Origin of the sequence: Microbacterium sp. H6 (genome assembly GCF_003314775.1) — a bacterium.
GTDB classification, from domain to species: Bacteria; Actinomycetota; Actinomycetes; order Actinomycetales; family Microbacteriaceae; genus Microbacterium; species Microbacterium oxydans.
The window spans coordinates 1-18932 of sequence record NZ_QOAY01000059.1; the positions used below are offsets into that span (position 1 = coordinate 1).

Annotated in this window: 19 protein-coding genes and 1 pseudogene; 8 read left to right on the forward strand and 12 right to left on the reverse strand. The window is 68.9% G+C overall.

Features of this window, described 5'->3' with window-relative positions; genetic code table 11:
- The 4 genes from DSP71_RS03605 to DSP71_RS03620 form a co-directional block, all read right to left on the reverse strand.
- The coding region (locus DSP71_RS03605; RefSeq protein ID WP_309472603.1) for a biotin/lipoyl-containing protein at positions 1-373 on the reverse strand (373 nt) is incomplete at its 3' end.
- Between the two features lie 28 nt (positions 374-401).
- On the reverse strand, positions 402-1367 hold the full coding sequence (locus DSP71_RS03610; protein WP_179516074.1) for an alpha-ketoacid dehydrogenase subunit beta: 966 nt from the start codon (positions 1365-1367) through the stop codon (positions 402-404).
- Positions 1368-1378: 11 nt separating this feature from the next.
- Complete coding sequence (pdhA, locus tag DSP71_RS03615; protein WP_046748623.1) at positions 1379-2506, reverse strand: pyruvate dehydrogenase (acetyl-transferring) E1 component subunit alpha; 1128 nt, start codon at positions 2504-2506, stop codon at positions 1379-1381.
- Between the two features lie 106 nt (positions 2507-2612).
- On the reverse strand, positions 2613-3680 hold the full coding sequence (locus DSP71_RS03620) for a histidinol-phosphate transaminase (RefSeq protein ID WP_061016369.1): 1068 nt from the start codon (positions 3678-3680) through the stop codon (positions 2613-2615).
- A gap of 99 nt (positions 3681-3779) precedes the next feature.
- On the opposite strand from DSP71_RS03620, the gene DSP71_RS03625 reads away from it, so the two are divergent.
- From DSP71_RS03625 to DSP71_RS03635, 3 genes are read left to right on the forward strand one after another with little or no spacing between them, the layout of a single operon-like run.
- Positions 3780-3986, forward strand: a complete 207-nt coding sequence (locus tag DSP71_RS03625) for a ribbon-helix-helix protein, CopG family (protein ID WP_061016347.1) — start codon at positions 3780-3782, stop codon at positions 3984-3986.
- The gene (locus DSP71_RS03630) at positions 3983-4345 is read left to right on the forward strand and encodes a type II toxin-antitoxin system death-on-curing family toxin (RefSeq protein WP_061016345.1); all 363 of its coding nucleotides are present in this window, start codon (positions 3983-3985) and stop codon (positions 4343-4345) included. The genes DSP71_RS03625 and DSP71_RS03630 overlap by 4 nt, the downstream gene beginning before the upstream one ends.
- Before the next feature lie 57 nt (positions 4346-4402).
- Positions 4403-4804, forward strand: a complete 402-nt coding sequence (locus DSP71_RS03635; RefSeq protein WP_113680380.1) for a phage holin family protein — start codon at positions 4403-4405, stop codon at positions 4802-4804.
- Positions 4805-4848: 44 nt separating this feature from the next.
- Here DSP71_RS03635 and DSP71_RS03640 read toward each other — a convergent pair whose 3' ends face one another.
- Both DSP71_RS03640 and DSP71_RS03645 read right to left on the reverse strand, forming a co-directional pair.
- Positions 4849-6192, reverse strand: coding sequence for a hypothetical protein (locus tag DSP71_RS03640; RefSeq protein ID WP_113680381.1), 1344 nt, complete (start codon positions 6190-6192; stop codon positions 4849-4851).
- Positions 6192-6449, reverse strand: a complete 258-nt coding sequence (locus DSP71_RS03645) for a hypothetical protein (RefSeq protein ID WP_061015386.1) — start codon at positions 6447-6449, stop codon at positions 6192-6194. The genes DSP71_RS03640 and DSP71_RS03645 overlap by 1 nt, the downstream gene beginning before the upstream one ends.
- 207 nt (positions 6450-6656) lie before the next feature.
- Here DSP71_RS03645 and DSP71_RS03650 point away from each other — a divergent pair, with 207 nt between their 5' ends.
- Together DSP71_RS03650 and purB are read left to right on the forward strand one after the other, a co-directional pair.
- A complete protein-coding gene (locus DSP71_RS03650) occupies positions 6657-7106 on the forward strand; it encodes a low molecular weight protein-tyrosine-phosphatase (protein ID WP_230977858.1) in 450 nt (149 codons plus the stop codon).
- Positions 7107-7129: 23 nt separating this feature from the next.
- Positions 7130-8512: an adenylosuccinate lyase gene (gene purB / locus DSP71_RS03655; protein ID WP_113680382.1), complete on the forward strand. Its 1383-nt coding sequence runs from the start codon at positions 7130-7132 to the stop codon at positions 8510-8512.
- 12 nt (positions 8513-8524) lie between these two features.
- On the opposite strand, the gene DSP71_RS03660 is transcribed toward purB, so the two are convergent.
- The 4 genes from DSP71_RS03660 to DSP71_RS03675 form a co-directional block, all read right to left on the reverse strand.
- Positions 8525-9958: an MFS transporter gene (locus DSP71_RS03660; protein ID WP_058632831.1), complete on the reverse strand. Its 1434-nt coding sequence runs from the start codon at positions 9956-9958 to the stop codon at positions 8525-8527.
- Positions 9959-10024: 66 nt separating this feature from the next.
- The gene (locus tag DSP71_RS03665; RefSeq protein ID WP_113680383.1) at positions 10025-13228 is read right to left on the reverse strand and encodes a glycosyl hydrolase family 95 catalytic domain-containing protein; all 3204 of its coding nucleotides are present in this window, start codon (positions 13226-13228) and stop codon (positions 10025-10027) included.
- Positions 13229-13455: 227 nt separating this feature from the next.
- Positions 13456-13812 (reverse strand): hypothetical protein, encoded by a 357-nt coding sequence (locus tag DSP71_RS03670; RefSeq protein ID WP_046748615.1) that lies wholly within the window; start codon positions 13810-13812, stop codon positions 13456-13458.
- Positions 13809-14459 (reverse strand): acyl-CoA synthetase, encoded by a 651-nt coding sequence (locus DSP71_RS03675; protein WP_113680384.1) that lies wholly within the window; start codon positions 14457-14459, stop codon positions 13809-13811. The genes DSP71_RS03670 and DSP71_RS03675 overlap by 4 nt, the downstream gene beginning before the upstream one ends.
- 305 nt (positions 14460-14764) lie before the next feature.
- On the opposite strand from DSP71_RS03675, the gene DSP71_RS03680 reads away from it, so the two are divergent.
- Positions 14765-15688, forward strand: coding sequence for a hypothetical protein (locus DSP71_RS03680; RefSeq protein WP_113680385.1), 924 nt, complete (start codon positions 14765-14767; stop codon positions 15686-15688).
- Here the strand turns inward: DSP71_RS03680 and DSP71_RS03685 are convergent.
- Positions 15676-16515: a sulfurtransferase gene (locus tag DSP71_RS03685; protein ID WP_113680386.1), complete on the reverse strand. Its 840-nt coding sequence runs from the start codon at positions 16513-16515 to the stop codon at positions 15676-15678. The genes DSP71_RS03680 and DSP71_RS03685 overlap by 13 nt on opposite strands.
- A 170-nt stretch (positions 16516-16685) precedes the next feature.
- Here DSP71_RS03685 and DSP71_RS03690 point away from each other — a divergent pair, with 170 nt between their 5' ends.
- On the forward strand, positions 16686-17609 hold the full coding sequence (locus DSP71_RS03690; protein ID WP_046748611.1) for a DMT family transporter: 924 nt from the start codon (positions 16686-16688) through the stop codon (positions 17607-17609).
- Here the strand turns inward: DSP71_RS03690 and DSP71_RS03695 are convergent.
- Positions 17599-18618: a zinc-dependent alcohol dehydrogenase family protein gene (locus DSP71_RS03695; RefSeq protein WP_046748610.1), complete on the reverse strand. Its 1020-nt coding sequence runs from the start codon at positions 18616-18618 to the stop codon at positions 17599-17601. The two genes, DSP71_RS03690 and DSP71_RS03695, sit on opposite strands and share 11 nt — an antisense overlap.
- Positions 18619-18746: 128 nt before the next feature.
- Here DSP71_RS03695 and DSP71_RS03700 point away from each other — a divergent pair.
- Positions 18747-18932: pseudogene (locus DSP71_RS03700) on the forward strand (GTP cyclohydrolase); the annotation flags it as partial.

The following is an 18932-nucleotide window of genomic DNA, read 5'->3' on the forward strand; positions in this document are numbered from 1 at the left end:
CGGGTCGCTCGGCCGGACGCTTGCGCCGCGAGGTGGCTCCGCCTCCCGTGCCGTAGCCCACCAGCACGGAGCCGCCGCCCTCTTCCGCCGCCGGCGCTGCAGGAGCCGGAGCGGCCGCAGTGCCAGCCGCCGGCTCGGTCAGGAACGTGATGATGGGGGTGCCGACCTCGACGGTCGTGCCCTCGGCAGCGAGGAGCTCGCCCACCACGCCCGCGTACGGCGACGGCAGCTCGACGAGCGACTTGGCCGTCTCGATCTCGCACACCACGTCGTTGATCGCGACGGTGTCGCCAGGAGCGACCTTCCAGGCCACGATCTCGGCCTCGGTCAGGCCTTCTCCGACGTCCGGAAGGGTGAAGTTCTGCGTGCTCATGACGAGTCCTTTCGGCCGAGCGGAAGTGTCAGTATGCCAGCGAGCGGTCGACGGCCTCGAGGATGCGGTCGGCATCCGGGAGGTATGCGCCTTCGAGCTTCGCGGGCGGGAACGGGGTGTCGTAGCCGGAGACGCGCAGCACCGGAGCCTCGAGCGCATAGAACGCGCGCTCCATGACGGTCGCGGCGATCTCACCGCCGATGCTGCCGAAGCCCTGGGCCTCCTGCGCATAGACCATGCGTCCGGTCTTGCGCACCGAGTCGAGGAGGGGTTCGTAGTCGACCGGTGAGATCGAGCGCACGTCGACGACCTCGCAGCTCGTGCCCTCAGCCTCGGCGAGCGCGGCGGCCTGCAGGAGAGTGGTGACCATCGCACCGTGCCCGACGAGCGTCACGTCGCTGCCCGTGCGCACGACGCGCGAGGAGTGCAGTGGAACGGCCGAGGCGTCGAGCTCGACCTCGCCCTTCTGCCAGTACCGGCTCTTCGGCTCCATGAAGATCACCGGGTCGTTCGACGCGATCGCCTCCTGGATCATCCAGTACGCATCGTTCGGCGTCGACGGCGACACCACACGTAGGCCGGGGGTGTGCGCGAAGTACGCCTCCGGGCTCTCCTGGTGGTGCTCGACCGCGCCGATGTGTCCGCCGTACGGGATGCGGATCACGATCGGCATGCTGATCGCGCCCTCATGCCGGTTGGTCAGCTTCGCGAGCTGCGTGGTGATCTGGTCGAACGCGGGGAACACGAATCCGTCGAACTGGATCTCGATCACCGGGCGGTACCCGACCATCGCCATGCCGATCGCCGTGCCGACGATCCCGGCCTCGGCCAGCGGGGTGTCGAGCACCCGGCGGTCGCCGAAGTCGCGCTGCAGATGCTCCGTCACACGGAAGACGCCGCCGAGCTTGCCGATGTCCTCGCCCATGAGCAGGACCTTCGGGTCGTTCTCCATCGCCTTGCGCATACCCGCATTCAGCGCCTTGCTGAGCGGCATCGTCTCCAGAGTCACTGGGCTCCTCCTTCGAAGGACGCCTCGTACTGCGCATGCCAGGCCTTCTGCTGGTCGATCAGCGGATGCGGCTCGCTGTACACGTGGTCGAACATCTTGTCGGCGCTGGGCGGCCCGAGCTCGACCGTGCGGGCGCGCAGATCCTCTGCGGCATCGGCCGCCTCGGCCTCGACATCGGCGAACAGCTGCTCCGACGCTCCGCGCGCTTCGAGGAAGGCCCGCATCCGCACGATGGGATCGCGACCGGCCCAGTACTGCTCCTCGTCGCTGCCCCGGTACTTGGTCGGGTCGTCGCTCGTCGTGTGTGCGCCGAGCCGGTAGGTCACGGCCTCGATGGCCTGCGGCCCCTTGCCCTCGCGAGCCTCGTCCAGCGCGACACGGGAGACGGCGTAGCTGGCGAGCACGTCGTTGCCGTCGACACGGACGCTCGGGATGCCGTAGCCCGCGCTGCGCTGCACGAGCGGCACGCGTGACTGGGTGGAGACGGGCACCGAGATGGCCCAGTGGTTGTTCTGCAGGAAGAACACCGTCGGAGCCTGGTAGCTCGCGGCGAAGACCATCGCCTCGTGCACGTCGCCCTGGCTGGATGCGCCGTCGCCGTAGTAGACGATGACCGCCTCGTCGCGGTCGAGATCACCGGAGCCGGTGCGTCCGTCGAAGGCGAGGCCCATGCCGTAGCCCGCGGCGTGCAGCACCTGCGATCCGAGCACCAGCGTGTACAGCCGGGTGTTGCCGTTCTCGGGGTCGGTCGGGTCCCACCCGCCGTGCGAGACGCCCCGCATGAGCTTGATGATGTCGACCGGATCGACGCCGCGGATGCGGGTCACGGCGTGCTCGCGGTAGGAGGGGAAGACGGTGTCCTGGGCGCGGAGCGCGCGCCCGGATCCGACCTGCGCCGCCTCCTGTCCACGACTCGGCGGCCACAGCGCGAGCTGGCCCTGACGCTGCAGGTTCGTCGCCTGGGTATCGATCGCGCGGATGACGACCATGTCCCGGTAGAACTGCTCGAGTTCCGCATCGCCGATCGCGTCGATCAGAGGAAGGTACCGTTCTGCGGCGGCGGACGGAGCGTACCGTCCGGTCTCGTCCAGAACGCTCACAAGGGGTGTCTCGGAGGTGGTCACGCTCTCACGCTACCCGCGCCCGCATGCCAGGTCGCGCATACCTAGGACGCCCTCGTAAATGCCTGGAAACCGGAGAAATCCGCGAGAACGCGCGGAATGCGGCGACTCAGCGGAGGGAGCCGGCGACCTCGAGCACGCGGGCGATGGAGTCCTCCTCGCCCACCGAGATGCGGATGCCGTCGCCGGAGAACGGACGCACGATGAGGTCGTTCTCGACGAATGCGGCAGCCACCTCGTCGGTGCGTTCGCCCGCGGGCAGCCAGACGAAGTTCGACTGGGAGTCCGGCACCTCCCACCCCTGTGCACGAAGCCCCTCCACGAGACGGCCGCGGCGTTCGACGATGACGGCGACGCGCTCCAGGAGCTCCGATTCGGCGTCGAGGCTGGCGATCGCGGCGTTCTCGGCAGCGGAGGTGACCGAGAGCGGGATGCCGGTCGTGCGGGCGGCGTCGAGCACCTTCTCGTGCCCGATCGCATAGCCGACGCGCAGCCCGGCGAGACCGTAGGCCTTCGAGAAGGTGCGCAGCACCACCACGTTCGGGTGCTGCTCGAACACGCGCTCCGCCAGACCGTCGACCGCACCCGGCGCCGTGACGAACTCGGCGTAGGCCTCGTCGAGGATGATCAGGATGTCGCCGGGCACCCGCGCGACGAAGGCGGCGAACTCGGCCGAGGTGATGATCGGACCGGTCGGGTTGTTGGGCGTGCACAGGATGATCGCGCGGGTGCGCTCGGTCACCGCATCCGCCATCGCTTCGAGGTCATGGCGGGAGTCGGCGGTGAGCGGCACCTGCACACCGGTCGCTCCGGCGACGAGCGGAAGGCTCGGGTACGCCTCGAAGGAGCGCCACGCGTAGATGACCTCGTCGCCGACCGAGGCGGTGGCCAGGATCAGCTGATGCAGAATCGACACGCTGCCCGAGGCCACGTGCACCTGGTCGGGCTCGACCCCGTAGCGCGCACCGAGACGCGCGCGCAGGCGACCGGCGGTGGCATCCGGGTAGCGGTTGATGGGAGTGGTGCTCTGCAGCGCGTCGAGCACCGACGGCAGCGGGTCGAACGGGTTCTCGTTGCTCGACAGCTTGAACGCATCGGGGCCGGCCTGCTTTCCCTGGCGATACGGAGCGAGAGCGGCGATGGCGGGACGGATGCGGGGCAGGATCGGCTCGGTCACGAGGTCGAGTCTACGAGGGCGGGCGAGCACAGCCCGAGGGGACGGATCGCGCTCATTCGCCCCCTGTCGCGGCTCGATGCCCGGTGGTACCATTCTGGTATGGCGATGACGGTGCGACTCCCGGAAGAACTCGATGCCCAGCTCGGCGAGCTGGCATCGAGGCGACACACGTCCAAGCACGCACTGCTCATCGAGGCTACGGACCGCTTTCTCCGCGAGGAGGTCACGACCGAGCAGGCCGTGTCGATCGCCCGCGGGGTGGCTGACCGATACGCAGATCTCCTCAAGAAACTCGAAGACGCGTGACTCGATATGTCGAGCTTCCGCACGCAGTAGGCATCACAGAGGAGCTCGGGCTCCACATCCGAGACATCGGGCTTCTCTCCTCCGCGCTCGCCCGACCGTCGAGTTCGATGTTCGGAGTCGAGGCCTACCCGGATCTCGAAGTCAAGGCAGCAGCTCTCCTGTCGTCCCTGAGCCAGAATCACCCTCTGTTTGATGGCAACAAGCGCTTCTCCTGGGTCCTCACCCTGACGTTCCTCGAGATGAACAACGTCATCATCGACATGGAGACGGAGGTTGCCTTCGACCTCATCCTCCGGACGGCGCAGAGCAAGTCCTCCCTGGACGAGGTCGCTGCGCTTCTGCGCGCTCACTTCCGCTGAGCACCCGACGGACTTCGCACTGACACGCACGAGAGTCCGTGGGACACTGGTCGGACTATGCGCTTCATCATCCGCGTCGTCGTCAACGCCTTCGCCCTCTGGGTCGTCACGCTGATCCCTGCCCTGCAGGTGACCATCAGGGCCTTCCCGCCCGGCGAGACGCTGCAGCTGGTGCTGACCCTGCTCGCGGTGGCCGCGATCTTCGCACTCGTGAACACGATCATCGGAACGGTCGTGAAGATCGTCGCGTTCCCGCTCTACATCATCACCTTCGGCCTGATCGGCTTCCTGATCAACGGGTTCCTGCTGTGGCTGACCGCCTGGATCACGAGCGGATTTGGCTGGGGTCTCACGGTCGGCGACTTCTGGTGGGGCGTGCTCGCAGCACTGATCATCTCGGTGATCAACGGCATCTTCGGATTCGTCCTGCGCCCGCAGAGCAAGAGCCGTCGCGACTGACCCGCTGACACCGCGGTGACAGCCACCGGTGACAGCCACCACGGTCACCCGCTCCGCTCCGCGCGGTACTCGGTGCGCTCGACCTCGACGGCCCGCCCGAGCTCATCCCAGTACCCGTCGAGAGCCACCGCGCGAGGGTCGGTCGACGCATCCACCATCTCGGCGGTCTCGATGTACGTCTCGAGACCGTGGGTCTTCAACCGCAGGTCCTCGACGCCGTCCCCCGGATCACCGACCCGCGAGGCGGTGAAGCTGTCGGGCGACCCCGTCCCCTCTGCCGACCCGCCCGCGGCGAGCGCCGATACGACATCGTCGGTGTGACGGAGCTGGATCAGCGTCTGCTCCTCCCGGAGTGTCGGTTCGGTGGGGCTCCCCGCCGTGATCTGCATCGACACCTCGTACTCGCTCTCCACGGCGAGTCGCGTGGCGATCATCCCGCCCTGCGAGTGCGCGACCACGTCGACGCGATCGCCCGGTTCGACACCGGCGGCCGCCAGAGCATCGAGAGTCGCCTGGTACGACGCCGACGTAGCGCCCTGATAGAGCTCGATGTTCGAGGTCATGTCCCACGGCTCCGCGCCTTTCTTCAGGGATAGCAGCGAATTCTGGGTACCGGCCACGTAGGCCACATAGCGGGTCGCGCCGCCGACCATCGTGTACTTCTCCACGGCGACCTGGGCTCCCCCGCCCGGGATCCTCCTGAACGCTCCGGCGAGGTCGTCCGGCGCGCGCGGAGTCGACGTCTTCACCGGTGTCACCTGCACCGGATCCACAGGCACGGAGGTCGGAGCCTTCACGCCCGGCACCTCGGATCCCGCCACCCCCGGCCGCACCTTCCCATACCCCGAGGCGAGCCCGACCAGCGCCCCGACCAGGAACATCGGCGGCAGCATCCCACCCAGGTCGTACTGATCTCCGAGCCCTTCGAACCTCCGTCGCTCCCAGCCGGCGACCAGCCAGTCCGCCATCCGCCCCACGCGCTCGTCGTCGGCGATCATCTCGTCGGCCCGTGCGCGCACGTCGTTCGCCGCCGCGGCGTCGGTGAGGGCGAGCGCCTCGGCCTGTGCCCGCAGTTCCACCAGCTCGAATGCGTCGGCCATCAACAGCGTTCCCGTGCAGGCGTTCTCGATCTCCGCAGCGAGTGCACCGATCCGCTCGCCGCTGAGTCGCAGAGCGCCGATGTCGACGCGCAGCGCGGGAGCATCGGATGACGAGATCGCCTCCGCAGCGGTGACCACCGAATCCCGAGCCTCTTCGTATCGCGCCGCGACCGTCCGCAGGTGCGCGCCGACCTCGCGCAACTGCTCGGTGTCGATCGCGATCGCGCCGCCGTGGTCGATCTCCAGGCCGCCGGCAACGGAGGCGTCGTGCGCGCGTGCGGCCCCCATCATTCCGATCCCTCCAGCTCCCACTGCCGGATCCGAAGACTCCCGAGCTGCGTTCCGGTGTCATCGCGTACCCGCGCGAGGAGTTCGTGGAGCGCGCGGAACCCCTCCGAGCTCCAGTCCGTCGCGTCGACGAGCGAGACCAGCACCGCTCCCGCCTCCTCCAGCGTCGTGATGGCATCACCGATCCCCCGGTGCGCGAAGGCCTGCCCCCACGACTGCGCGGATCCACCGGACTGCTCGGGTACGAACGAGTACATGGCTCCAGCATTCGGGATCGCGCTCCACGCGGGTCGCCCGGAATACGCAACCCGTGGACAGGTGGTCGCCCGCCCATGGTGTGCAGGAGCCGCGCGAGCAGGTTCGCGCTGTGCAGGACGGCCATGGGCGGGCAGAATGTATCTGTGACATCCCCGGATCCCTTCCGCGTGATCTTCGTCTGCACGGGGAACATCTGCCGCTCTCCCATGGCCGAAGTCGTCTTCCGCGACCTCGCCGAGCGGCAGGGACTCGGCCCGCGCATCGTCTCGCGCAGCGCCGGAACAGGCGACTGGCATCTGGGCGAGCGTGCCGATCACCGTACGATCGACTCGCTGGCGCGTCGCGGCTACGACGGCTCCCAGCACCGCGCCCGTCAGTTCACCGCGGCCGCCTTCGCCGACAACGATCTCGTCGTCGCGCTCGACCGCACGCACGAGCGCATCCTGCGGGAATGGGCCCACGACGAGGACGAGGAGGGGAAGGTCACCCTGCTGCTGGCCTTCGACCCGACGGCGACCACCCACGACGTGCCCGACCCGTACTACGCGGGCGCGGAGATGTTCGATTCCGTGCTCGGTATGATTGAGGCGGCGACTCGGGGCCTGTTCCGCCAGCTTGAACCCGCTCTGCGTCTCCCCCGCACGCCCCGCCTCTGAGGGGCCCGATCAGGAGGACTCCCCTGACTTTCCAGCCTTCGCTCCCGCCCCAGCCCCTGAGCCCCCTCGACGGCCGCTACCGTGGCGCCGTCACCGGTCTCGCCGACTTCCTGTCCGAGGCGGGCCTGAACCGGGCACGCGTCGAGGTCGAGGTCGAGTGGCTGATCGCGCTCACCGACCGTTCGCTGTTCGAGACGAGCCCGCTGTCGGACGAGGACAAGGAGCGCCTGCGTTCGCTCTACCGCGACTTCGGTCAGGCCGAGATCGACTGGCTCGCCGAGAAGGAAGCCGTCACCCAGCACGACGTGAAGGCGATCGAGTACCTCGTGCGCGACCGGCTCTCGACGCTCGGCCTCGACCGCATCTCCGAGCTCACGCACTTCGCCGCGACGAGCGAGGACATCAACTCCGCGTCCTACGCCCTCACCGTCAAGCGCGCGGTCGAGGAGGTCTGGCTCCCGGCCCTCGACACCGTGATCGCGAAGCTGCGCGAGCTCGCGGTCGAGCACGCCGACGCCGCGATGCTCTCGCGCACGCACGGCCAGCCCGCAACGCCCTCGACGATGGGCAAGGAGCTCGCGGTCTTCGCCTGGCGCCTGGAGCGCGTGCGCAGCCAGATCGCCGGTTCCGAGTATCTCGCGAAGTTCTCCGGCGCGACCGGCACCTGGTCCGCCCACCTCGCGGCAGACCCGGACGCCGACTGGCCGACCATCGCCCGCGAGTACATCGAGGGACTGGGCCTGGGCTTCAACATCCTCACGACGCAGATCGAGTCGCACGACTGGCAGGTCGAGCTGTACGACCGCGTGCGTCACGCGGGCGGCATCCTGCACAACCTCGCCACCGACATCTGGACCTACATCTCGCTCGGCTACTTCGCGCAGATCCCGGTCGCGGGTGCCACCGGCTCGTCGACGATGCCGCACAAGATCAACCCGATCCGCTTCGAGAACGCCGAGGCCAACCTCGAGATCTCGGGAGCCCTGCTCGCATCGCTCGGCCAGACGCTCGTCACGAGCCGCCTGCAGCGTGACCTCACCGATTCCACCACGCAGCGCAACATCGGCGTCGCGTTCGGGCACTCGCTGCTCGCGCTCGACAACCTGCGCCGCGGCCTGAACGCGATCTCGCTGTCGCGCGACGTGCTGCTCGCCGACCTCGACGTGAACTGGGAGGTGCTCGCCGAGGCGATCCAGACGGTCATCCGCGCCGAGGTCGTGGCAGGCCGCTCCTCGATCACCGACCCGTACGCGCTCCTCAAGGAGCTCACCCGTGGTCACCGGGTCGGTGCCGCCGACCTCGCCGAGTTCGTGCAGGGCCTCGAGATCGGCGATGCCGCAAAGCAGCGCCTGCTCGCGCTGACCCCGGCGACCTACACGGGCATCGCGGCGCGCCTCGCGCGCTGAACCCGGGAGGAGCTAGGAGCCCGACTCGCCGGAGTGCTCCTCGACGCTGTCCTTCGGCATGAACGACGCCGCCAGGAGAGTGAGAACCGCGGTCACCGCGACGGCGACGAACACCCACACCGACGCGTGGATGATCGTGTCGGGGTCGTCCGCGCCCGCACCCTGCGCGATGGCCGCATTCGAGATCGCGCCGAACACGGCGACGCCCACAGCGCTTCCCGCCGACCGCGCGAAGGCGTTCATCCCCGTCACCGCGCCGCGCTCGCCCCAGCCGACCGAGGCCTGGGCGGCGATCAGCGTCGGGGCCGCACTCCACCCGAGCCCGAAGCCCAGGAGGAACGCGATGCCGGCGATGACGAACGGGTTCGGCCAGGAGGCGACGGCAGCGAGCATGATGGCGGCGAGCGTCGTGATGCTCATGCCGATGAGCGTGGTGCGACGGAAGCCGATGCGCAGGTACAGCCGTCCGGCGTTCGCGGCGGCGAGCGGCCAGCCGAGGGTCAGAGCTGCCACCGCGAGACCCGACAGCAGGGGAGCGATGCCGATGGATCCCTCGAGGTAGGCGGGGGCGAAGCTCGTCACACCGAGCATGAGCGCGCCGATGCCGAGCGAGACCAACGTGGTCGTGAGGATGAGCCGACGCGTCACCAGCCGCAGGTCGACGATCGGCTCGGCGACACGGCGCTCCACGACCCCGAAGGCCAGCAGCGCGACTACGCCGATCCCGAAGCAGAGGACGCTCTGCACGGACAGCCACGCCCAGGCGTTTCCTCCCTCCAGCATGCCGAGGATGAGCGCCGTGAGCCCGATGGTGAGCAGCACCGCTCCCCCGTAGTCGATGCTGTGCTTCTGGGTCTGCTTCTGCTCCTTGTAGTTGCGCAGCAGCATCCACCCGGCGATCAGACACAGGGGCACGTTGATCCAGAAGATCCATCGCCAGGCGTCGAGCTGGGCGAAGATGCCGCCGAGCGCGGGACCCACCACCGAGGAGATGGCCCACACGCTCGCGACGTATCCCTGCACCTTGGCACGTTCGGCGACCGTGTAGATGTCACCGACGATGGTCATCGACATCGGTGCGACGGCACCGGCTCCGATGCCCTGGACGATGCGGAACACGATCAGCGCCGGCATGCTCCAGGCGAACCCGCAGAGGATGGACCCGAGCAGGAACAGGGCGATGCCGAGCAGGATGATCGGCTTGCGGCCCACGGTGTCCGCGAAGCGGGAGTAGATGGGCACGCTCACGGCCTGCGCCAGGAGGTACACGGAGAACAGCCAGGGAAACTGCTGGTAGCTGCCGAGGTCGCGCACGATGCTCGGGACGGCGGTCGCGAGGATCGTGGCGTCGATCGCGATGAGCCCGGTGGCGAGCATGAGCGCGCCGAGGATGGGTCCGCGCTCCGACCGGAGTCCGATGGAGGCGCGGTCGACGGAGGCAGTCACCTCAGGGACAAGCCGATCCACCCCACCGGTATTCCGGATCGTCCCCGCCCCGCTCGCCGCCCCTGCTCAGTGCGCCGGACCGAGGTCGCGCATGGGCTTGCCGTTCTTCGGGTTGCCCGGCTTCACCTTGCGACGCTCCCCGTTGACGACCACGATCACGTTGCTCATGTTCGGCGCGCGGTCGGCGACCACGTCGTAGGACACGACCTTCCCGTCCCGCCAGGTGCAGTCCACGCGATACCCGCCCCGCGCGCGGAGACCGGCGAACGATCCGCTCACCGCCCAGTCCGCCGGCACGGCGGGGAGCAGACGGATCACCCCACCATGGCTCTGCACCAGCATCTCCGCGATCGCTCCGACGATGCCGTAGTTGCCGTCGAGCTGGAACGGCGGATGGTTCGCCCAGAGGTTCTGCAGGATGTTGTAGGTGAGCAGTCCTCGCACCATGATCCCCGCCCGCTCGGCATCACCCAGGCGCGCGAAGAGACCGGCCCGCCACGGCCAGGTCCACGAACGACGACTGTCTCCCGAGACCGTGGCGGCGGTGAACGGCACACCCTCCTTCTCCCCGCAGCGGGCCTTCAGCGAGACCAGGGCCGCCGCGGAGAGCTCCGGGGTGTCGGGGGTGATCTGCCGCCCCGGGTACACGGCGAACAGGTGCGACGTATGCCGGTGGATGTCGTTCGGGTCGTCACGGTCGGTCTGCCACTCCTGCAACTGCCCCCAGCGGCCGATCTTGTTGGGAGCCAGACGGGACTGCATGTCGGCGACGGTCTTCCGGTAGGTCTTGTCGGCGCCGAGGGCCTCGGCGCACTCGAGGTAGTTCTGGAACAGATCCCAGATGATCTGCTGGTCGTGCATGACGCCGTCCTCGCGCGGACCGTGCTCCGGAGACCAGCCCATCGGCGCGACCAGCGTGCCGTCGGGAAGCTCTTTGAGCTGGTCCTCCCAGAACTGGCAGATCTCCTTGATCAGCGGGTAGGCGAGGTCGCGCAGGTACTTCTTGTCCTGCGTGAACGCCCAGTGCTCGTAGAGGTGCTGGGCGTACCAGGCGCTCGCGATCGTGTTCCACTCCCACGAGTTGCCGCCGAAGATGCTCTGCGAGGTGCGGGCGGTCCACCCGCGCACGTCGGCGCCGAAGGCGTTGCGCGTCGCCACCCGGCTGGGGACCGCCACCTCGCGGATGAACGTCGCGAGCGCCTCATGGGACTCCGGGAGGTCGGCGGTCTCCGCGCCCCAGTAGTTCATCTGCACGTTGATGTTGGTGTGGTAGTCGCTGGCCCACGCCGGCTGGTTGCTGTTGTTCCACAGCCCCTGCAGGTTGGCCGGCAGCCCCCCGGGCTTCGACGAGCTGAGGAGCAGATACCGGCCGTACGCGTAGAGCGTCTGCTCGAGCGTGGGGTCCGCCTCCCCCTTCCCGTAGCGGAGCAGCCGGCGATCCGTGGGCATGGCCGTCACGGTGCCGTCGGTCGCTCCCCACTCCACCTTCGCGCGCTGCATCAGCTCGGAGACCTGTGCGGTGTGCGCAGACCGGAGACTCTGCCACGACCGGGAGGCGGCGGCGTTCAGCGCCTTCTCGATCGCGGGCTGCGGTGCGGCGCCTCGCCAGCCGTGCGCCGCGCTCAGACGATAGTCGGTGCGCGCGTCGAGCAGCAGTGTGATGCTCGACGCCTCCGAGACGCGCAGCCCGCCCTCGGCGGCGACGACCCGGCCGTCGGTCTCGGCGATGCGGACGACGGCCGCGTGCGTGAGGTCGTTGGCCATCGTCCCGGCGAAACTCAGCCGACGTCCGCCCGCGTCGGCCACGGTGGCGACGCCGTCCTGCTTGGACGTCAGAGTGAGCAGCGCCGTCAGCGCACCGGGCCGATCGGCGGTGAACCGCACCGCGATGATGTCGGCCTCCCGGCTCGCGAAGGCCTCGCGCAACACCGTCCCCTGTGCGGTCGCGAAGTGAGTGCTGTGGGTGCCGTCCGCGATGTCGAGTGCACGCCGGTAGTCCACGACCGCCTTGGCGCCCGCCGTGCTGAAACCGCCGCCGGTGAAGGCGATGCCGCCGAGACGGATGGCACCCGGCGCGGAGAACGAGATGCGGTACATCGCGAACGCGGTGGTGTTCGCGTACGTGAACGTCCGCCCCACGCCGCGCTCGGGGAACGTCTCCCCTACTCGGGTGTCGAGGGTCTTCCAGGTCAGCCCGTCATCCGAGCCGGCGACGATCCAGTCGCGTGGATCCTGCTCCGGCGTGTCCGGTGCGCTGGTGAGCACGTAGCCGTTCAGGGTGTTCTTCGAGGAGAGCTCGACCTGCCACACCGCGCCACCGCCCGTCGCGGGAACAGCCCAGACGGTCGCGGGATCGGTATCGATGCTGCCGACGAGGGAGTCCGCGTGACCGCTGGGCGATGACACGTAGACGGCGCTTCCCTGCGCCAGTTCGACGCCGCCGAGCGCGATCTCCCCCACCTGGAAGTGGCTGACTCCCGCCTTCGGGGCGAAGACGAAGCGATAGTGGGCGTACGCGGTGGTGTTGGCGACTGAGAAGCTCTTGGACTGGAGTCGCTGGGGGAACGGCGCCTCGGAGCGGACGTCGAGCACGACCCACGCCGCTCCGTCGGACGAGCCTTCCAGGCGCCAGTCCTGCGGGTCCCGCGCAGGGACGTCGTTGGCACTCGTGAGCACATACGACGAGACGACGGCGGGTGCGGCGAGATCGGCCTGCCACGTCACCTCTGCGGGCGGCGCGATCAGGCACCATTTCGTGGCGGGGTTGCCGTCGAACGTCTTGTCGACGCTCTCGCCACCGGACACCTGGTACGGGCCGCCGGGAGAGCTGACGGTCGTGCGCGCACCGAACGCCACCGTCACCTCGCCGAAGTCGCGGAAGGATCCGAAGCCGGTCACGCTGGTGTCGTACGCACCGTCGGGCTGACCGGCGAGAGCGTTGTCGTAGTCGTTGACCCCGCCCCACAGGCTCTGCTCGCTGAAGTGGATCACCTCGGCGTCCGGGTTGCCGAACAGCTTCGCGCCGAGACGGGCGTTGCCGATCGGGAGAGCCTGGGTCTCCCAGTCCGTCGCCGGCGTCGCGTACCAGAGCGCGTACGGCGACAGCTGTGGGCGCGGGATCGCCCCCGCCGGCACGGCGCGGAGAGGAGCCTGCGCCGAGAACGTGCTCGCCGCGGCGGGGCGGGCGGCGAGGAACTGGGGGACGAGCGGGGCGAGAAGGGCGAGACCGCCCACCTGCAGTGCCTGGCGACGGGAAATGGGGTCCTTCATCACAGCAATCCTCCGGAGCATCGTTGATCTACTGGGGCCGTGCGGCCTCGCAGCCGATCGTGGATGCGAGGCGTCGGAGCCAGTGTGCGCCATGAAACATCGGATGTATAGCGACGATTGTCCAGAAGGTATGCCGAAAGTGTCGGCTTCAGCGCGTTCTTCTGAGCGCTTTAACCCGATGTTCCGCCGGGGGTCGAGTGGGTGACCCTGCTCGAGGGGCTATCGGATCAGGAGGAGGCGGAGCGACCGGGCGCCGCGGAATCGGGGTTCTCGCCCTCGGGCTCCGGGTCGTACAGCACGGGACGATCGATCGTCTTCGTCACGTCGGCGGGATCGACGGCGAGGATCAGCATCGCGAGGATCAGCAGCGTCACGATGAACGCGCCGCCGCCCACGACGAGTCCGAGGGCGATCGGGGTCAGCCCCTCGTAGGTGCCGTTGGCGATGGAGGCGTTCACCCGCGCGGTGAAGGCACCGGTGGAGACCAGCGTGACGACCATGGCGAACACACCGCAGCCGAGTGCGATGAGGAGCAGGTGCAGGGGCCGCAGAATGTCCCGGCGGGTGGGCTTCTCGTCGCTCATCGCTCTCCTCCGTGCTCCGCAGGAGCGGTGCTGTCGTTCGAATCGGACGCCGTCGTGACCGCGTCGGCCTGCTTCGGTGTGAGGCCGGCGATGCCGAGGAACACCGCGACGATCGCCGCGTAGCCGCCGAACATGCCGACGCCCAGGATGATGCCGGAGAGCACGAACGTGCCGGCCTCGTCGATCGTGTACTCCTGGAGGAAGCCGGACGGGATCAGCAGCAGAGCGATACCGAGCAGCACGCCCAGCGCCCCCACGGAGATCGCGTCGCGGGACAGCATGCCGCCGGCACGACGGGAGCGGATGCCTGCGAGCAGCTCGATGCCGCCGCTGACGATCGCCCAGGAGGAGACGACGACGAAGAACAGATCGTCAGACCGCCAGACGGGGATGCCGCTCACTAGGCCGGCGACCACCCCGACGGCGGCGAGCAGCACGGACGGCCAGCGCGATCCGGCCGGCAGCACCAGCCAGGCGGCGAGCACGTGCACGAGCGCCGTGAGGAACACGAAACCGCTGAAGACGGACAGACCGACGGGTGCGGAGTGATCAGACGAGAACGTGATCATGAGCGCGGCGACGGCGGCGAACAGCGCGCGCAGCAATTGCACGTGGCGCATGGTGAATGCGCGAGCAGGGGCAGACATGACGGTCCTGAGTCCTCCGGGGTGTTGCTCCCAGTCTACGCAAGGCTGCGTGGCCGCGACGCCGGGAGCCGTGCGGGGGAGGATTCGTGAAGCCCGGCGGATCTCCCCAGATCGATTGCCGGGCTTCACGACATACGCAGCAAGGGGGGCATCACTGCGTCAGGCCGGTCGTTCGCAGGCACGGGCACCCTGCCCGCGAAGACGGCCAAGTGACCCCACATGCCCACCCGGTCCCCTGAGGTACGCGCGTGCGGTCGTATGCTCACTCTAAAGCGCTGATCTTCACATACCGGAGGGGATCTGTGATGAATCTCGAAGATGACGCGCGCAGAGCCGAGCACGGTGATTTCGCGAGCGCCCTGCGCGACGCGATAAACGCCAAACCGGTGACCCTGTCCTGGCTGCAGCGGCAGCTCAAGGCGCGGGGCAACCGCGTGTCGATGGCGACCCTGAGCTACTGGCGGTCGGGCGCAAGGCGACCGGAGGGCGCGCAGTCGCTGGCAGCCCTCGCCGACATCGAGGAGCTCCTCGGACTCCGCGCCGGCGCGCTGAGCAGGATGCTCCGCTCGACCAATCGCACGGGCCCCCTCGGGCCGAACCAGTTCCCGATCGACGAGGAGGAGCTCGAGGTGGCCGTGATCGAGGCCTTCCGAGCGCTGGGGGCGGCCTACCCCGACACCTCCCGCGAGCTCACCACCCATTCGGTGACGGATGTCGGGGCCGACGGCAACGTCGCGTACAGCATCACGCGCAGCATCGTGCAGTCGACGGTGGGCACGATCACGGCGATACCGTTCCTGGAGATCACCCCGGGCGTCCGCACGCCGGCGCCGTTGCTCAAGGCCGTGTCAGGGGGGAGGATCGCGGCGCGCTACTCCCACCCGGACGGCGAGGTGCACGGTGTGCTGTTCGAACTCGACGTCCCCCTGACAGCGCCGGAGACCGCGATGGTCGAGTGGTCGGTCGAGTACCCGCCCGACTACCCGGAGACCCACGACACCGGCCACGCGCTGGCGCAGAAGGCCAGGGAGCTGCTGGTGTGGACGCGCTTCCACCCCGACGCGATCCCGGACTGGTGCGAGGAGCACATCGAGACGCCGGACGGGGTCACCATCACCCCCCTCCCGCCGCCTCGCGGGAACTCGGTCCACCTGGTGCGTCGGGCTTTCGGGCCTGGCGCGCTGGGACTGCAGTGGGGGTACGGCCCCCGCGAGGATCAACCGGGCTGATCGCCGACCGCGACCGGACGCCCCGGGGTGTTCGACCACTGGCTCCACGAACCGGGAAAGACCTTGGCCTCGATGCCGACCTCGTGCAGTACAAGTGCGGTGTGGGCAGCCGTCACACCCGAACCGCAGTACGCGGCAACGAGCGTCCCCGGCGTCACGCCGACCTCGGCGAAGGTCGCCAGGATCGTCTCCCTGTCGAGGATCTTCCCGTCCGCGTCGAAGTGCACGGGTTCGGGAAGATTGCGCGCACCGGGGATGTGACCACCCACGGGATCGAACGGTTCCGAGTCGCCTCGGTACCGATCCGCGGCCCGCGCGTCGATCAGCACCCCGGACGCCGGGAAGGCCGCGGCCTCGTCGATCGACAACGCATCGTCTCCGATCGGGTCGAGCACGACATCGCCGGACTCCGGACTCACGTCGTCCGTCGCGATGTCGAACCCCTCAGCCCGCCATGCCCTGATGCCGCCGTCGAGCACGCGCACGTCGACGCCGGCCTGCCGCAGGAGCCACCAGGCGCGGGCGGCGGCGATGCCTTTGAAATCGTCGTAGGCGACGACCGTGTCGCCGGATCGCACCCCCCAGCGACGGGCCGCGTCCTGGAGCGTGGCCGTGGACGGGAGCGGGTGGCGCCCCTCCGCGGCCTCGCCGTGCGTGGCGAGCTCGGTGTCGAGAGCGGCGAACACCGCGCCGGGGATGTGGCCCGAGAGGTAGTCGTCGTGTCCGGCGTCGGGACGATCGAGGCGCCAGCGCACGTCGATCACACGCACCGGCGCACCCCCGGTCAGCAGGTCGTTCAGTTCGACGGCACTCACGAAGTCGCTCATGTTGCGAGGCTACCGAGTCCGCAGCGGCATCGGCGCCCGGCCGTCTTCTCCCGTCACTTTCGCATCGCGCAACTGACTCGATCAGACGGCTGTTCGGTACCATCCGCGCGATTCGAACGACGACTGCGGCCCGTTAGGCTCTATCCGGCAACGTCGAGAAAGGGGCAACGATGCCCTCTCGTCTCCGGTGGATGCGTCTGCGTCCGCAGGAAGCCGCGCTCATCGCGATCACCGCGGTCTGGGGCGGCACCTTCCTGCTCGTGCACTGGGCCATGGAGCACTCCGGGCCATGGTTCTTCGTCGGCATCCGCTTCCTCATCGCCGGGCTCATCAGCGTCGTGATCTTCCGACGCGCTCTGCGCGGCATCCGCTGGCGCGACATCGGCGCCGGCATCGCGATCGGCGTCATGATCTACCTCGGCTACGGCCTGCAGACGCTGGGGTTGCAGACCATAGACAGCAGCACCTCGGCGTTCATCACCGCGATGTACGTGCCGATGGTGCCGCTGGCCCAGTGGGCCGTGTTCCGCAAGCGTCCCCCGGCCATGGCATTCGCGGGTGCGGGACTGGCGTTCGTGGGGCTGCTGTTCATCGCGGGGCCGGATGCCTTCGCCCTGACGCTCGGCACCGGTGAGATCGCGACCATGATCAGCACCCTGCCGATCGCGGCCGAGATCATCCTGATCAGCCTGTTCGCCGGGAAGATCGACCTCGGACGCATCACGATCGTGCAGCTGCTCACAGCCGGCCTGCTGGGACTGCTCACCATGCCGGTGGTCGGTGAGGGGGTTCCCGATTTCTCCTGGATCTGGGTCGGCTGCGCGGTGGGACTGGGAGCGGCGAGCTGTCTGATCCAGCTGACGATGAACTGGGCGCAGAAGTCGGTCTCCCCCACACGCGCGACCATCATCTACGCGGGAGAGCCGGTGTGGGCGGGGGTCATCGGACGCCTCGCCGGCGAGCGCCTGCCCGCGACCGCGCTCATCGGCGGCGCACTCGTCGTGCTCGGGATCCTCGCGAGCGAGGTGAAGCTCGTGCGACAGCGACAGCGACGACGTCCGCAGGAGCCCACGCCTCCGCACATCACACCGTGAGCAGCACCTTCGTGGCGCGTCGCTCGTCCATGGCGCGGTAGCCCTCCGCCGCGTCCTCGAGCGGCAGCGTGAGGTCGAACACCTTGCCCGGATCGATCTTCCGGTCCCAGATCAGCTGGATGAGCTCGGGGAGGAAGCGCCGCACGGGAGCAGGGCCGCCGTGCAGATGCACTCCGGAGAAGAAGAGCTCTTCGCCGGGGAGGGCGACATCGTGGGAGACACCGACATAGCCGACGTGGCCGCCGGGACGGGTGGAGCGGATCGCCTGCATCATCGACTCCTGCGTGCCGACCGCCTCGATCACGGAGTGCGCGCCGAGTCCGTCCGTGAGCTCCTTGATGCGGGCGACCCCCTCGTCCCCCCGCTCCTCGACGATGTCGGTGGCACCGAACTCGCGCGCCAGAGCCTGCCGATCGGCATGGCGACTCATCGCGATGATGCGCTCCGCGCCGAGCTCGCGTGCGGCCAGGACGCCCAGCAGACCCACCGCGCCGTCGCCGACGACCGCGACGGTCTTGCCCGGCCCCACCTCGGCGGCGACCGCGGCGAACCATCCGGTTCCCAGGACGTCGGATGCGGCGAGCAGAGACGGGATGAGGTCGGCGTCCGGCTGTCCTGGAGTGACGACCAGGGTGCCGTCGGCGTGCGGGATGAGCGCGTACTCGGCCTGCGTGCCGTACCTGCCCATCGGGACGACGTGCACGCACCGGGACTGGTATCCCGCTCGGCAGATCTCGCACGTGTTGTCTGATGCCATGAAGGAGCCGACCACGAAGTCGCCGACCTCCAGCGTCTGCACCTCGTCACCGATGGCCTCGACCACGCCGACGTACTCGTGTCCCATCGGATCGTGGTCCACGGGGTTCGCACCGCGATACGGCCAGAGGTCGGACCCGCAGATGCAGGTCGCGGCGATACGGATCACGGCATCGGTCGGCCGCGTGATGGTGGGCTTCTCCCTGTCCTCGACCCGGACGTCGCCTGGGGCGTGCATGACTACTCCGCGCATTCGTGATGCTCCTTCTGTCGCGTGACCCCCAGTCAACTCCGATTCCACGGCGGATGGGAGGTACTGAGGGAACCCCTCGGAATCCGCTCCACGGGGAATACTCCGCAGCAGGCCGCGTTGCACCCGGCATGATTGAAAGTTCAACCGTCGCTCCGGTCGCGACGGAACGCACCCGCGTCCGCGTCCCGCTGCGATTCGGCGACGGCTTCTCCACGACCGCCGACGTGGTCACCTTCGACGGGCTGGCCGACGGCCGCGAGCACCTGCTGCTCGGGCTGGGCGACTGGCGGGCGGCGATCGATCGCGCGGAGGAC